This window comes from Skermanella stibiiresistens SB22, assembly GCF_000576635.1.
Lineage (GTDB): Bacteria > Pseudomonadota > Alphaproteobacteria > Azospirillales > Azospirillaceae > Skermanella > Skermanella stibiiresistens.
On record NZ_AVFL01000010.1, the window covers coordinates 126,788 to 140,730 of the forward strand.

The 13,943-nt window shown below is 67.4% G+C and carries 13 protein-coding genes; 2 read left to right on the forward strand and 11 right to left on the reverse strand.

The features are described from left to right. Positions 1 to 3 precede the first annotated feature (3 nt). From N825_RS15350 to N825_RS15385, 8 genes are all read right to left on the reverse strand, one after another. Entirely contained in the window at positions 4 to 1,683 is a 1,680-nt protein-coding gene (locus tag N825_RS15350; protein WP_037453416.1) for a hypothetical protein, read from the reverse strand. A 110-nt stretch (positions 1,684 to 1,793) separates the two neighbouring features. After that, entirely contained in the window at positions 1,794 to 2,552 is a 759-nt protein-coding gene (locus N825_RS15355; RefSeq protein WP_037453419.1) for a TlyA family RNA methyltransferase, read from the reverse strand. 40 nt (positions 2,553 to 2,592) lie between these two features. Then, positions 2,593 to 4,674, reverse strand: coding sequence for a hypothetical protein (locus N825_RS15360; RefSeq protein ID WP_051512411.1), 2,082 nt, complete (start codon positions 4,672 to 4,674; stop codon positions 2,593 to 2,595). Between the two features lie 108 nt (positions 4,675 to 4,782). Then, positions 4,783 to 6,711, reverse strand: a complete 1,929-nt coding sequence (gene dxs / locus N825_RS15365; RefSeq protein WP_037453422.1) for a 1-deoxy-D-xylulose-5-phosphate synthase — start codon at positions 6,709 to 6,711, stop codon at positions 4,783 to 4,785. Positions 6,712 to 6,739: 28 nt separating this feature from the next. Further along, positions 6,740 to 7,654 (reverse strand): polyprenyl synthetase family protein, encoded by a 915-nt coding sequence (locus tag N825_RS15370; protein ID WP_037453728.1) that lies wholly within the window; start codon positions 7,652 to 7,654, stop codon positions 6,740 to 6,742. Then, positions 7,654 to 7,905: an exodeoxyribonuclease VII small subunit gene (locus N825_RS15375; RefSeq protein ID WP_084164770.1), complete on the reverse strand. Its 252-nt coding sequence runs from the start codon at positions 7,903 to 7,905 to the stop codon at positions 7,654 to 7,656. Before N825_RS15375 ends, N825_RS15370 begins: the two co-directional genes overlap by 1 nt. 117 nt (positions 7,906 to 8,022) lie before the next feature. Continuing rightward, positions 8,023 to 8,952 (reverse strand): histone deacetylase family protein, encoded by a 930-nt coding sequence (locus tag N825_RS15380; protein WP_037453424.1) that lies wholly within the window; start codon positions 8,950 to 8,952, stop codon positions 8,023 to 8,025. Positions 8,953 to 9,227: 275 nt separating this feature from the next. Continuing rightward, a complete protein-coding gene (locus N825_RS15385) occupies positions 9,228 to 9,470 on the reverse strand; it encodes a sulfurtransferase TusA family protein (RefSeq protein ID WP_037453425.1) in 243 nt (80 codons plus the stop codon). Positions 9,471 to 9,649: 179 nt separating this feature from the next. Here N825_RS15385 and N825_RS15390 point away from each other — a divergent pair, with 179 nt between their 5' ends. Beyond that, positions 9,650 to 9,988, forward strand: coding sequence for an ArsR/SmtB family transcription factor (locus tag N825_RS15390; protein ID WP_037453427.1), 339 nt, complete (start codon positions 9,650 to 9,652; stop codon positions 9,986 to 9,988). Positions 9,989 to 10,007: 19 nt separating this feature from the next. Here the strand turns inward: N825_RS15390 and N825_RS15395 are convergent, their stop codons facing one another. Further along, positions 10,008 to 10,421 (reverse strand): DUF423 domain-containing protein, encoded by a 414-nt coding sequence (locus N825_RS15395; protein ID WP_037453429.1) that lies wholly within the window; start codon positions 10,419 to 10,421, stop codon positions 10,008 to 10,010. Positions 10,422 to 10,657: 236 nt separating this feature from the next. On the opposite strand from N825_RS15395, the gene N825_RS15400 reads away from it, so the two are divergent. Next, positions 10,658 to 12,163 (forward strand): ATP-binding protein, encoded by a 1,506-nt coding sequence (locus N825_RS15400; protein WP_051512412.1) that lies wholly within the window; start codon positions 10,658 to 10,660, stop codon positions 12,161 to 12,163. Positions 12,164 to 12,339: 176 nt separating this feature from the next. Here the strand turns inward: N825_RS15400 and N825_RS15405 are convergent, their stop codons facing one another. Both N825_RS15405 and N825_RS15410 read right to left on the reverse strand, forming a co-directional pair. Next, on the reverse strand, positions 12,340 to 13,119 hold the full coding sequence (locus N825_RS15405; RefSeq protein ID WP_051512413.1) for a protein phosphatase CheZ: 780 nt from the start codon (positions 13,117 to 13,119) through the stop codon (positions 12,340 to 12,342). A 79-nt stretch (positions 13,120 to 13,198) separates the two neighbouring features. Further along, positions 13,199 to 13,903 carry a pirin family protein gene (locus N825_RS15410; RefSeq protein WP_037453431.1) on the reverse strand — a complete coding sequence of 235 codons (705 nt, stop codon included), beginning with the start codon at positions 13,901 to 13,903 and terminating at the stop codon, positions 13,199 to 13,201. Positions 13,904 to 13,943: the final 40 nt, after the last annotated feature.

A 13,943-nucleotide genomic window follows, 5' to 3' on the forward strand; every position in this document is an offset into this window, starting at 1 on the left:
CACTCAGCGCGCCGCCGTGGGAACGAGCCGGCACAGGAATGTCGGCTCGGGCGGGCGGACGGTGGACTCCACCTTGGCGCAGCTGTCGTCGTCGATGGCGAAGCCGAACGACCGGAAGGCCGCCTCGACCCCCTGCCCGCGGCGGTCGCGGCGGAACATGCCGTACACCGGCCCCTCGTGGCCCGACACGATGGCCGCCGCCCGCCGCGTGAACGGATTGTCGGCCCGGTAGACATAGTCGAAGCCGTCCAGCCGCAGGAACCGGTTGGATGGGTCGAAGGCGGGGATGAAATGCGCGTCGGCGCCGCGGCCCGCCATCAGGATCACGGCGTCGCGCAACCCGCGATACTGCGCCGGGACGGCTGCGCCGACGAACGGCTCGTCGCCCCAGTCCTTGCGGGCGAAATCCGACTTCGCGGTCGTCACCACCAGCACCAGACAACACGCCACCGTCGCGGTCACACCCAGCCGCGTGCCGAGCAGCGCCACCAGCATGACGCACAGCAGCAGCGGCGCCATCATTTCCAGGGGCACGGCGTATCGGTGGATCGAGAACAGCACCAGCCAGCCCCCATAGCCGACCAGGGCCGTCCACAGCATCATGCGGGCGTTCGGGCCGGTGAAGGTGCCGCCATCCAGCCGCCAGCGGACCATCCGCCGTACCGGCAGTACCACCAGCAGGAGCGCCGCCACGACGAAGGCGCTCAACAGCCGGTAGTCGCGCCATGGCGCCTCCGAAATGCGGTCGCCGTCAAAGCTGAAGATGACGGGATAGATCAGGTATTCCAGCAGGTCGGTCGGCAGGTAGCGTAGGTCCCGCCCATCGCCGGCGGCGGCGAAGGGGGAGTTGAACAGCCGGTTGAAGAAGGGGAAGAACGGGTTGCCGAACTCCTCCCGCATCCGCAGCATCCAGAAGCCGCCCGACGCCAGCAGGCCCACGACGGACGCGCAACCCGCCGCGACGCAGTACAGCAAGCGATCGCGGACGGGACCCTTGCACGCCAGCGGCGCCACGACGATCGCCAGCACGAATGGCGCCAGGGTCAGCTTCAGCCCCAGACCGATCCCCACCACCAATCCGGCGCCCGCGGGACGCAGCCAGGGGTGGCGCTTGGCCGGGCCGATCGGCGGCGACAGCAGGATCAGCAAAGCTCCCAGGAAGAACAGGCTGGCGATCAGGTCGTGATGCCACGATCCCAGCGTGCCCATCGCCGCGGCGCCGCCGAAGCCGGCGGCGGCCAGGAACGCCGGCAGCAGGTTGGGCAGCGCCACGCTGCCCTTGACCCGCGGCCCCAGCACCAGCCGGGCGCAGTGGAACAGCAGCACGATGTTGAAACCGTGGATCACGCCCAGGATGAAGCCGACGGCGCGGGCCGGCAGCGTCTCGACCCCAGCGTAGAAGGCGATGTCCAGCACCGGGTTCAGGAAGGTGTGGAAGACGGCCGGCAGGATGTCGACGCCCAGCCGGCCGTTGAGGAAGGCGTAGCCGTTGTAATAATGATAGTGCAGCAGGTCCCAGGCCATGCTCTTGCCCATGTGCAAGGACAAGAGGCCCGACATCAAAGGCGACATCCAGATGAGAATCGGAATGGCCGAGTTCAGATGGCGGAACAGGACGTTTCCCTGGATCTCCTGGCGGCCCTTCTCGCGGTTTCTTCCGCCTGTGGTTGTCTGGACCGTCATGGATTTTCCGGTACTGGTTCTTCGGAAGTTTGCCGCCTCATTTACCTTTAATGTGTGATTCGTCGTCGCTGCTCATTGTGTGACACGGGGTACGCAAGGGGAGTGACCCGTCAGTCGTCCCGGACTCCCCCGATGAGGAATTCCTTGTTGCCCTCCGGCCCCAGAATCGGGCTTTCGGCGATACCGAGCGGACGCCAGCCGGGTAATCCGGACAGCCACGCCGAGACGGTGTCGCAAACCTCCCGATGCAGCTCCGGATCACGCACCACTCCGCCCTTGCCGACCCTGCCCTTGCCGACCTCGAACTGCGGCTTGATCAATGCCACCAGACGGGCACCCGGACGGGTCAGCGCCAGGGACGCCGGCAGCACGGTCATCAGGCTGATGAAGCTGGCGTCGCACACCACCAGATCGACCGGTTCCGGGATCTCCGCCGCCGTCAGGTGGCGCGCGTTGGTCCGTTCCAGAACCACGACGCGCGGGTCCTGCCGCAGCTTCCACGCCAACTGCCCATGGCCGACATCGACCGCGTGGACCTTGGCGGCACCGCGCGCCAGCAGGACGTCGGTGAAGCCGCCGGTCGAGGCGCCGACATCCAGGCAGGTCAGCCCGGTCGGATCGATGCCGAAATGATCCAACCCCTCGACCAGCTTCAGCCCGCCACGCGACACCCACGGGTGATCCTGCCCCTTGACCGACAGCGGCGCATCGTCCGCCAGCGTGTGGCCCGCCTTGTCGATCCGCAGGGTGTCGGAATAGACCAGCCCAGCCATGATCAGCGCCTGCGCCTTGGCGCGGCTCTCCACCAAGCCGCGCTCGACCAGCAGAGTGTCGACACGGGTTCGGGACCGCTGACGTGAATCGCTCATCGGCGATGACTTCCTTGTGCTGGCGGTGACGGGTCGCGGCTCACATCGGGTCCAGCCTGTACCCCGTCAGGCCCAGCCCCAGGACCCGGCCGTCGATGCTCTGGCCCAGCGCGGCGGGACTGGCCGCCCGCTCGACCTCGAACTCCACCTTGACCGGCCGGTCGCCCGATCGTGGCACGGTGGCGGTGAACTCGCCAGTAGCGGCGGAGACGTCCCAGACCGCCACCCGCACGCCATCGGCGTGAACCACCACCCGCTGGGTCGGATCCGGCGGACGGGTGAAGACGCGCGTCACGACCGTCAGCCTGAAGGACCGGTCGCCGGCCGTTTCCGAGGGCGGCGGATTCAGCCACAGCGTGGAGCGTCCCTGCCCCCAGACGCCCCAGGGTTCCGGCGCCCACCAGTCCGCCCCGAGCGACACCGCGCCGGCCTGCCCGGCCGCGACGGAAACCATCTCCGACAGGGGCGTCGAGGGAATGGGCGACACCGTCCTCGGCTTGACGTCCCACCGCGACCCCGCCAGATCCAGTCCGCACAAGCCCTGTTCGATGTCGTGGCGCCGGGCGTAGTCGGACACCCGGATCCCATAATCGAAGTGCGACGTGTTGGAGAAGTCCCAGTCGGGCGGATTGAACGACGAGATGCCGTTGATCGTCGGTAACCCGACGACCTCCGCCACCAGCATCGCGTCCACATTGTGGCTGTACCGGTTGATCACATCCGGCAGCCCGGCTTGGCCACCCTCGCGGGAGACCATCGCCGCGAAGGAGCGGCATTCCGCGGGAGGCGGCGGCAGGGCGGCCAGCCGGCGGTTCTCCTCCCGGCGGTCGATCAACGCCACGGTTCCGGAATTCAGTTGCTCCAGCACCAGGGCCAGCGCCAGCACGCCCGCCAGCGCCGGGGACCGGCTCCGCAGCATGCCCGCCAGCCCAACCACGGTGATCAGGGTGATCGGCAAGGTCAAGAAGATGTAGGAGCGGACCACGACGCGGACGGCCTTGGCGCCGGGCACCCAGTGATAGACCAGGACCCAGGGCGAGACGCCGGCGACCTTCAGCGTCAGCAGCCAGAAGATCGCCACCGCCAGGATCGGCGCCCGCAGGAGCGGGACGCGCCGCCAGCACCAGATCGATGCCAACGCGAAACACGCCAGCATCACCGGGGGAAAGCCTACGACACGCTCGCCATCGGCCGGGAAGCGCGTCGGGAAGTTGGCGTTCAGCCAGCCCATCACGCCGCCGAACACCGCATTGTTCGGCCCCGTGTTGACGAAGTCCCAGGGCGTGCCGAGATAAGGCCAGACGACGCTGAAGTCGTGCATGCCCGTCTCGGACGCCCTCGGCAGATACAGGATCAGGAACGGAATCAGGGCCGCGACCAGCACGGCGAGGATCACCGCCAGGATCGGCAACCGTCGGAGCGCCACCCGCGACGCTTCGCGCGCCACGCCGAACCCGCCGGTCAGCGGCAGCGCCGCCACGCACAGGATGGCGTAGAACGCCAGGAACCACGCCATGTAGAAGGCGGTCAGCAGCCACATGGCGTAGAGGCAGACCGTCGCCACGCCCCAGCCCAGCGCCTCCCCCCGGCCGCCCGCCGCCAGCGCCAGGGCGCACCGCGCCGCCAGCCACAGCGTCAGCGGCGCCAGCGAGACCGTCAGCAACTGCGCGTGGCTCGATTGCTGGAAGGTGCTGGAGGCGATGGTGAAGAGGATCGCGGCGAGGATCGACCAGCCCGCCCGGAGCCCCAGCACCCGCCGCGACAGCAGATAGGTCGAGGCGAAACCGATCACCCGGAAGGTGATGTTGACCATCTCCGCCGACAGGAAGGGATCGACGCCGATCGCCCGGAAGATCGAATGGAAAACCCCGAATAGGAAGTAGCCGTCGTTATAGGCCAGCGTTCCGTCGTAGGGGAAAAAGTAGTTGGTGGTGTCCCACGCCGCCAAACCGCGGAACACGTTGTGCCAGTGTTCCAGGATGCTGATTTCGATCAAGCCGTCGAAACGGTCGCCGGTGACGAAGGCGAAGCCGGTGGAGAGTTGCGGTTGGAAAACGGCGGCGACGGAGAGCGACAAGGCGAGCAGCCACAGGAGCCGGCTCGCGCCAACGGATTTGAACATTAAGTCAGGTCTCTCCCAATCCGCGCGCCGGCTCTAAGTCGGCGCGCCCGCGCGCCGGTTCGCTCCCGGCGCGCGTGGCGGTGTTCCAGGCGGATGCCGCCCTGAAGGTCAGGCCCTGGCCACCCCTTGGGCCAAGACGTCGATACCCATCGCCTTCAGCGCCGTCGCGACGATGTGGCGGGCGCTGAGGCCGGCCTCCTCGTACTGCTTGGCGGGGGTGTCATGGTCGAGGAAGGTATCGGGCAGCACCATCGTCCGTATCTTCAGCCCCTGGTCCAACAGGCCGGCGCCGGCCAGGAAATGCAGGACGAAGCTGCCGAAACCGCCGACCGAGCCCTCCTCGATCGTGATGACGACCTCGTGCTCGGTCGCGACCCGCCGGATCAGGTCCTCGTCAAGCGGCTTGGCGAAGCGGGCGTCGACCACCGTGGTCGACAAGCCGCGCGCCGCCAGATCCTGGGCGGCGATCAGGCACTCCTGGAGGCGCGCGCCGAAGCTCAGCAAGGCGACCTTGGAGCCCTCCTGGACGACGCGGCCCTTGCCGATCTCCAGCACCCGGCCCCGCTCCGGCATGTCCAGCCCGACGCCCTCGCCGCGCGGATAGCGGAACGCGCTGGGCCGGTCGTCGATCGCGGCCGCCGTCGCCACCATGTCCATCAGCTCGACCTCGTCCGACGCCGCCATCAGGACCATGTTCGGCAGGCAGCCCAGATAGGCCGTGTCGAAGGCCCCCGCGTGGGTGGCGCCGTCGGCGCCGACCAGCCCGGCCCTGTCGATCGCGAAGCGGACCGGCAGCGATTGCAGCGCCACGTCATGGACGACCTGGTCGTAGCCGCGCTGCAGGAAGGTCGAGTAGATCGCGGCGAACGGCTTGTAGCCCTCCGTCGCCAAGCCGGCGCAGAAGGTCACCGCGTGTTGTTCCGCGATACCGACGTCGAAGATCCGCTCGGGAAAGCGCTTGTCGAACAGGTCCAGCCCGGTGCCCGACGGCATCGCGGCGGTCACCGCGATGATCTTGTCGTCGGCCTCGGCCTCCTTGATCAGCGCCTGGGCGAAGACCCGCGTGTAGGTCGGCGCGTTGGACTTGGCCTTGGCCTGGGCACCCGTCACCACGTCGAATTTGGAGACGGCGTGCAGCTTGTCGGCCGAGGCCTCGGCGGGCGGAAAGCCCTTGCCTTTCTGGGTCACGACATGGACCAGCACGGGGCCGGTGTCCTCGCTGTCGCGCAGGTTCTGCAGCACGGGCAGCAGATGATCCAGGTTGTGGCCGTCGATCGGGCCGACGTAGTAGAAGCCCATCTCCTCGAACAGGGTGCCGCCGGTCACCATGCCGCGGGCGTATTCCTCCGCCCGGCGCGCCGCCTGCTTCAACGGGCGGGGGAACCGCTCGGCGATGTCCTTGGCCAAGTGGCGCAGGCTGATATAGGGCTTGGACGAGATCAGCCGCGACAGATAGGCGCTCATGGCGCCGACCGGCGGGGCGATCGACATGTCGTTGTCGTTCAGGATCACGATCAGGCGCGACTTGTCGTCGCTGCCGGCGTTGTTCATGGCCTCGTACGCCATGCCGGCGCTCATCGCGCCGTCGCCGATCACGCAGATCACGTGGTTATTCTTGCCCGACAGCCGGTTCGCCACCGCCATGCCATAGCCGGCCGAGATCGAGGTCGAGCTGTGGGCCGTGCCGAACGGATCGTACTGGCTCTCCGACCGCTTGGTGAAGCCGGACAGGCCGCCTCCCTGGCGCAGCGTCCGGATGCGGTCGCGGCGGTCGGTCAGGATCTTGTGCGGATAGGCCTGATGGCCGACATCCCAGATCAGCCGGTCGTTCGGCGTGTCGAAGACGTGGTGCAGCGCCACGGTCAGTTCGACCACGCCCAAGCCGGCGCCCAGATGGCCACCCGTAACCGACACCGCGTCGATCGTCTCCACGCGCAACTCATCCGCCAACTGGCGCAACTGGTCCGGCTTGAGCTTGCGGATCTGGGACGGGACGCCACAGCGGTCGAGCAACGGGGTCTTGCTGGGTGCGGTCAATACAACCTCCTCTGGTCAGGCGCGCCGCTCATTGACGCCGCTCAACGACATAGGTTGCGACGGCTTTCAACATATCCGCCCGGCCATCGAAGATATCGAGATGGCGGGCGGCCTGGTCGGCGAGCAGGCGGGCCTGATCACGCGCGCGCTCGACCCCCAGAATCGAAACGAAAGTGGCCTTGCCGGCGGCGGCGTCCCGCTTGACCGGCTTGCCGGTGACGGCGGGGTCGCCGTCGATGTCCAGCAGGTCGTCGGCGATCTGGAACGCCAGCCCCAAGTCGTGAGCGTAATTGTGCAGGGCTTGGGCCTGCGGCTGCGAGGCGCGGCCCAGGATCGCCCCGGCGCAGCAGGAGAAGGCGATCATCTCGCCGGTCTTCAGCCGTTGCAGCCGGGTGGTCGAACCCATGTCGAACTCGGTGGTCTCGGCGATCAGGTCCAGCATCTGGCCACCGACCATGCCGTGCATCCCAGCCGCCTTGGCCAAAGCCGCCACCAGCGCGCAGCGGATCTTGGGGTCCTCGTGGGTGGCGGGGTCCGCCAGCACCTCGAACGCCAAGGTCAGCAGCCCGTCGCCGACCAGCACTGCCGTCGCCTCGTCGAACCGCTTGTGGACGGTCGGACGGCCGCGCCGCAGGTCGGAATCGTCCATCGCCGGCAGGTCGTCATGGACCAGCGAATAGCAGTGGACGAACTCGACCGCCGCCGCGACGCGCGCGGCGCAGTCGCGGGCGACGCCGAACAAGCCGGCGCTGTTCAGCACCAGAAAGGGGCGAAGCCGCTTGCCGCCGCCCAGGCATGCGTAGCGCATCGCCTCGAACAGCTTGGCCTCGGTCAGTTCGGACATCGGCAGGAGATGGTCGATCTCCTGTTCGACCAGTTCCGCCGCCTCGCCCATCGCGGTGGCGAGGGCGGCTTGGGAATTCGCTTGGGAGTCCGGGGCCATCATTCGATCCGCGCGGGTTCGGCGCCGATCGATCCGTCGGCCGCGACGGTGATGCGGTCGACCTTGGCCTGAGCCTCGCGAAGCTTGGCCTCGCAGTGGCGGCGGAGCGACGTGCCCCGCTCGTACGACGAGATCGCGTCATCAAGCTTGGCGCGCCCCTCCTCGAGCTGGCGCACGATGCGCTCCAGCTCGCCAAGGGCATCCTCGAAACTCAACGCCGCTACATCGGGGGGTATTGCGGGCTCTGCCATCATCCTACCGTCACCAGGGTACCTTGGCGACTTTAGGGCGGTCGCCTTGCCATCCGCAAGTCCGGGTTGGGACCCTGACCACGTGGCGCGCTCATTCCCCGGAATCGAAAGGCATGATCACGCCGCCATCAACTCCTGTACGTGCGCCGCGCAACTCGAGGCAAGAGCGCGAATGTCGTACCCCCCTTCCAGGGTGGATACGATGCGGGCACCACAGTACTCGCGCGCGAGTTCGCCCAGTTTCCGAGTCACCCAGACATAATCGTCGTCGACCAGATGCAGGCTGGCCAGCGGATCGCGGGTGTGGGCGTCGAACCCGGCCGAGATCATGATCAGCTCGGGCTGGAAATGCTCGAGCGCCGGAAAGACCCTCGTCATCATGGCATGCCGGAATTCCGGACTGCCGGCCATCTCGGGCAGGGGGACGTTGACGATGTTGTCGGCGACACCCCGCTCCTCCGGCAGGCCGGTGTTGGGATACAGGTGGGCTTGGTGGGTCGAGGCGTAGAACAGTCCCGGATCGTCCTGGAAGATATCCTGCGTGCCGTTGCCGTGGTGGACGTCGAAATCGATCACCGCCACGCGGCTGATGCCGTGGACCTTGCGCGCCTGCTCGGCACCGACCGCGACGTTGTTGAACAGGCAGAAGCCCATCGCCCGCTCCCGCTCGGCGTGGTGGCCGGGCGGCCGCGTGGCGCAGAACGCGTTGCGCGCCTCGCCCGACATCACGGCGTCCACGGCGGCGCAGACGGCGCCGGCGGCGCGCAGTGCCGCCTCGCCGGAACTGGGGCACAGGATGGTGTCGTTGTCCAGCTCGACCATCCCCTCCGACGGGATCGCCGCCAGGACGCGCTCGATGTAGTCGGCGGGATGGACCCGCGCCAGCTGCTCGACCTCGGCGCGCGGCGCCACGCGTCGGTCCAGGAAGTGGAACGCCTCGCCTTCCAGCGCCGCCAGGACGGCCTTGAGCCGCTCGGGGCATTCCGGATGGCCGATGCCGGTGTCGTGGTCGATGCAGGAGGGGTGGCTGAAGAGGGAGGTGTACATGACGGCTTCTTCTTTTTTCTGTGCGTTTCCCCGCGTGAGGGCATGGTCACAGATCACCCGGCGGAATGCATCGGGAATCTGCTGCGCCACGCCTCACGGCTCAAGCCGGTTTCGCGATCCCCGAGGCGGCCTCCCCAGGGCTCGAAGCCAGGCGCCTCGGAGTATCCGCCAACGTTCGAGACCGCGCCGCGGTTATTCCCGCCGGGCGGGAGCGCCATCTTGCCGCGCCCCCGTCCGAATTCAGGCGATCGGCATCCAGGGGGTCGCGCGGGGACTCAGGCCGGCTTCCTGATCCTGAAGATGTGGACGGTCCCGGCTTGTTCGACCGAGACCAGCTCGTTGCCGGTCGCCTCGCAGAAGGCCGGAAAATCCTTGAGCGCCGCCGGATCGGTCGCCTCGATCTCCAGCACGTCGCCGGGAGCGAGGTGCCTCATCGCCTTCCGGGCGCGCAGCACCGGCAAGGGGCAGGTGAGATCCTTGGCGTCGAGCTTGTGGACTGTCGTCTTTTGGATTGTCATGGCGACCCCCGTCTGAAGTCCCGGTGCCCGGTCATGGGCATCGGGTGTTGGAAAATCGAAAAATCTTTACGCTGACAATTGGATAGCCGATATAATGGTGGTCTGCTTCCCGGTTCCTCCAGGGTGAACGCGGGACGGCCGGTGGTATTGGCCGATGGTATCGAAAGAATCGCGTCAGCATGACTATTGATGATCTTCGTGAAAGCGCGCATGACGCGAGCAAGCTGCTGAAAGCCATGGGGAACGAGCGGCGCCTGCTGATCCTGTGCCACTTGGCCCTGGGCGAGAAATCGGTCGGTGAACTGGAATCGCTGGTCGAGTTGAGCCAGTCGGCGCTGTCCCAGCATCTGGCCCGCCTGCGCCGTGACGGCTTGGTCCGGACCCGCCGATCGGCGCAGACGATCTACTATTCCCTGAAGGGAGAGGAGGCGGCCGCCGTGATGAAGGTGCTGCACGATCTCTACTGCGCGCCGAAGCTCACCCGCAAGAACCCGTCGCCCGTGCCGGCCACCGCCTGATCATCCCCTTCCTCCGACGTCACCCCCCGTTCCGCGCCGGCCCGGCCATCCACCGAACCCCGACCCCCGCCAGTGCGAGCCAGCCGACCATGAACGCGATGCCCCCGACGGGAGCCACGGCTCCCAGCGGACTCGGCCCTTGGATCGCCAGCAGATAAAGCGCGCCACAGAACAGCACCGTCCCGGCCACGAAGCACCATCCGGCGACGGCCAGCAGCCACCCCGCCCTGCCCTCGCCGGCCCCGAACCGAGCCAGCGCCGCGACACCGCCGAGGCCCAGCGCGTGCCACATCTGATACTGCCCGGCGATCCGGAAAAGCTCGACGGCGCGCGGGTCGCCCAGACCATGGGACGCATAGGCGCCGGTCGCGACCGCCACCCCACCGCTCAAAGCGGCCAGCACCAGCCACAATCCCGTGATCCGCCGCGACATTCGGTTATTCTCCCACACATTTCAGCGGAAACACGCCCGGCGCCGGAGAATTTGGCCCGGCGCTTGCTGTGACCCATGAAGCGGAACAGCGCGGTGACCTATATCCTTCGGTTTATGCAAGCTGCTTCGCATTTTGCAACTCGATACTCCGGACTTCGCAGAACATGCCCCATCCATCGCGCGTTCCGCCAGCATCGAAGTGCGGCGTCCCCGAATCGCGGTGGATTGACGGAGCCTTGGGGACGCTCCTCGCGTCGGCCTTCGACGGGATGGCCCTGCTGGGGGCGATCACCGGCGAGGATGGTCGAATCGTCGATTTCCGCTGGCTGATGGTCAACGAGGAAGGCGGTCGGCTGCTCGACCGGTCGACCGCCGACCTGATCGGCATGCCGCTGCTGGCGACCCTTCCGCCAGGTTCGGACACCCGCCTCCTCGCCCGCCTGGCCGCCGTCGCGGAAACCGGCGTGGCGGCGCGCTTCGAGGCGTCGTCCGGCGGAACGGTGGGCTTGCTGGAGTACTCGGCCGTCCCGGCGAATGACGGCGTGGCGCTGACCTTCCGTCGCTCCGTCCGGGACCAGGCGTGCCACACCCTCGCCGACGATCACGGGGCCGACCGCGCCAAGGCGACATTCCTGGCGCTGATGAGCCATGAGATCCGCACCCCCCTGAATGGCGTCGTCTGCGCGCTGGACTTGCTCGCCGACGGCGCGTCACGCGAGGATCGCGACTACTTTCTTGAAACGGCCCGCAATTCGGGCCGCGCGCTGGCCCAGGTGGTCGACGAGATCCTGAACTTCACCAAGCTGGAGGCCGGACCGGTCGAACTCCGGAACAGCCGGTTCGAGCTTGCCGACCTGATCGCGACCGAGGTCGAAAGGGTCGCTCCGGCGGCGCGGGCCAAGAACCTGCGGGTGAGTTTCAGGATCGACCCCGACTTGCCGAAAGCCCTCCATGGCGACCGTCAGAAGCTGGCGCGGATCGTCCGCAACCTGCTGGAGAACGCCGTCAAGTTCACCGACCAAGGCGGCGTCTCCGCCGTGGTGGAGCGCGTCGGGGTCGCGCGGGACCGTCTCACGTCATTCGTGATCGCGGTCAACGACACCGGCATCGGCATCCATCCCGACTACCGGGCCAACGTGTTCGACGCCTTCTCGCAGGAGGACAGTTCGGCACACCGGCGTCATGGAGGATGCGGTCTCGGCCTCGCGATCGCCAGCCGCTTGGCGGCGGCCCTGGGCGGCGAACTGACATGGACGAGCGTGCCTTGCCAGGGCAGCAGTTTCCGCCTGCACCTGAGCCTGCCATCGGCCGACGCGCCGAAACCGGAGAAGGATCAGGCTGCTGAGGATCAAGTCACCGGAACCCGGCCAAGCGCCCTGCTGGCCGATGCCGGCGAGGCCAGCAAGCTGGTGACGAGGCTCATGCTGATGCGGGCCGGCTATCACGTGCGGACCGTGACCAGTGGAGCCGACGCCATCGAAGAGGTGCGGCGCCAGCCGTTCGACGTGGTCCTGCTCGACACCACCATGCCCGACATGAGCGGCCCGTCCGTCGCCTCGGCGATCCGCGCGCTCGGATGCGCCCCGTCGACGATGCCGATCGTCGGCATGACCGCCCACGCCGATTTGGCGGAGAAGCTGCTTTGGCTTGAAGCCGGCTCCACCGGCGTGCTGGTCAAACCCTTCCAGAAACGCGACCTGATCGACGTCCTGGCGGGCTGCATGCCGCTGGCGGCGGAGTGAGTCCCAAAAACTGTTTTCTAAAGCTGAAAATCAACCGTAGGTCGGCTAGAGCGAAGCGGCAGCCGACAAGCCGGCGCGTCGGGGGTGGCGTCGGCTGCCGCTTCGCTCTAGCCGACCTACGGTTGCATGCTGTTGAGTTGACGCTCGACAAGCGGGCTTAAGAACCGCGCCCCGCCTCAGCCGAACAGCGCGTCGATCTCCGACTGGCTGATCGCCTTGCCTTGAAGCTGCGGCCCGTTCAGCAGCTTCGCCTCCTCGGCGACCGGCACCTCGACGGCGGTGTGCAGGTTGGCGAAGGCTTCCGGCCCCCAGGTTTGGATCATGTTGACGACCCGCTCCTCGATGAAGTCGAGCGTGCGGACCACCTTGCCGATCCGCTGGCCGGTAATGTCCTGGAAGTTGCAAGCCTCGAAGATGCTGACGACGGCGTCCATGATGCCGTCCAGATCAGCCTTCTCCCCCGCGTCGCTGGTGCGCGCCTTCAGCTTGACCGCCGTCTTCTCGATCAGCTCGGCGGCGCTCAGCACGCCATTGGTCGCGTGCTCGGTGGCGCTGACGATGGCGGCCAGTTCCTCGCCAGCGACGACCAGCCGGTCCTGCTCGGCCTTGGGATGGCGGAGCGCCGCGATCTCGATCTGGGTCGCCTGGATGCGCTTTTGGAGGTCGGCGACATCCGGACCATCTGGATCGGCGACTTCCGCCGCCACGACCTGCGCCACTTGGGGCTGGATCGCCGCCAGTTCGTCCAACCGGCGTTCGATGCGGACGATCGCCTCCATGAACTCGGCGGGCGTCGCGGTGGGAAGCGGATTGGCGGCGGAAACCGGAGCCTCGGCGGACTCGGCCTCGGCCAGCGCTCCCTGCCGGAATGGCAGGCCACGACGTTGCAGTTCTGCGGTGAAAGGCTTAGCCGACATGCCGTCGATCTCTGCGAAGCTGATGCGGGACAACTTCACGGAGTATCGACGTATCCGCTTTATCGAAAGTTAACAGGCGGGATCCGAATCACCGCGGCGCACCAAATCCCTCGATATCTCAGGGTAGATCGGCGATCAGGACCTCGGCATCCGCCGCCGCGACGATCTCGATCCTGTCCACGCCCTCGATCGTGGCACCGTCCCGCTCGCCGACCTCGACGCCATTGACCCGCAAGCGGCCCTTCGCGACCACCAGATAGGCCCGCCGGCCCGACTCGATGTCATACGCGGCGGTGGCGCCCTCCGGCAGGGTGCCGCCGATCAAGGCCGCGTCCTGGTTGATCCACAGGGCGCCGGAGCCCTTGTCGGCCTCCCGGCCGGACGCCAGCGTCACCAGCCGGCCCGCCGCCTCGCCCTTCGGGAACGCGCGGGTTTCCCAACGCGGCGAATGCCCGGCGGCGTCCGGCATGATCCAGATCTGGAAGATCCGGGTCACCTCGGACTCACGGTTGAACTCCGCGTGCAGGATGCCCTTGCCGGCGCTCATCACCTGGATGTCGCCAGCCACCGTGCGGCCCTGGTTGCCCAGGTGGTCCTCGTGGGTGATGGCGCCTTCGCGGACATAGGTGATGATCTCCATGTCGCGGTGGCCGTGGCGGGGAAAGCCGGTGCCGGGCTGGATCGCGTCGTCATTCCACACCAGCAGCGGACCAAAGCCGTTTCGGTCCGGATGATGGTGATTGGCGAAGCTGAAGTGATAGCGGGCGGCCAGCCAATCGTTCTGGAACTGGCCCAGAGAGTCGAAGGGAATGACGTTGATCATCGCGGAAGATCCTGTCTGGTGCCAATTCCGGGGCCGGTCC

Excerpts from the sequence above, each read along its gene's own strand:
- N825_RS15370 (WP_037453728.1), bottom strand. The coding sequence starts at position 7,654 with ATGGCCCCGGACTCCCAAGCGAATTCCCAAGCCGCCCTCGCCACCGCG.
- N825_RS15375 (WP_084164770.1), bottom strand. The coding sequence starts at position 7,905 with ATGGCAGAGCCCGCAATACCCCCCGATGTAGCGGCGTTGAGTTTCGAG.
- N825_RS15410 (WP_037453431.1), bottom strand. The coding sequence starts at position 13,903 with ATGATCAACGTCATTCCCTTCGACTCTCTGGGCCAGTTCCAGAACGAT.
- N825_RS15360 (WP_051512411.1), bottom strand. The coding sequence starts at position 4,674 with ATGTTCAAATCCGTTGGCGCGAGCCGGCTCCTGTGGCTGCTCGCCTTG.
- N825_RS15380 (WP_037453424.1), bottom strand. The coding sequence starts at position 8,952 with ATGTACACCTCCCTCTTCAGCCACCCCTCCTGCATCGACCACGACACC.
- N825_RS15355 (WP_037453419.1), bottom strand. The coding sequence starts at position 2,552 with ATGAGCGATTCACGTCAGCGGTCCCGAACCCGTGTCGACACTCTGCTG.
- N825_RS15390 (WP_037453427.1), top strand. The coding sequence starts at position 9,650 with ATGACTATTGATGATCTTCGTGAAAGCGCGCATGACGCGAGCAAGCTG.
- N825_RS15385 (WP_037453425.1), bottom strand. The coding sequence starts at position 9,470 with ATGACAATCCAAAAGACGACAGTCCACAAGCTCGACGCCAAGGATCTC.
- N825_RS15395 (WP_037453429.1), bottom strand. The coding sequence starts at position 10,421 with ATGTCGCGGCGGATCACGGGATTGTGGCTGGTGCTGGCCGCTTTGAGC.
- N825_RS15350 (WP_037453416.1), bottom strand. The coding sequence starts at position 1,683 with ATGACGGTCCAGACAACCACAGGCGGAAGAAACCGCGAGAAGGGCCGC.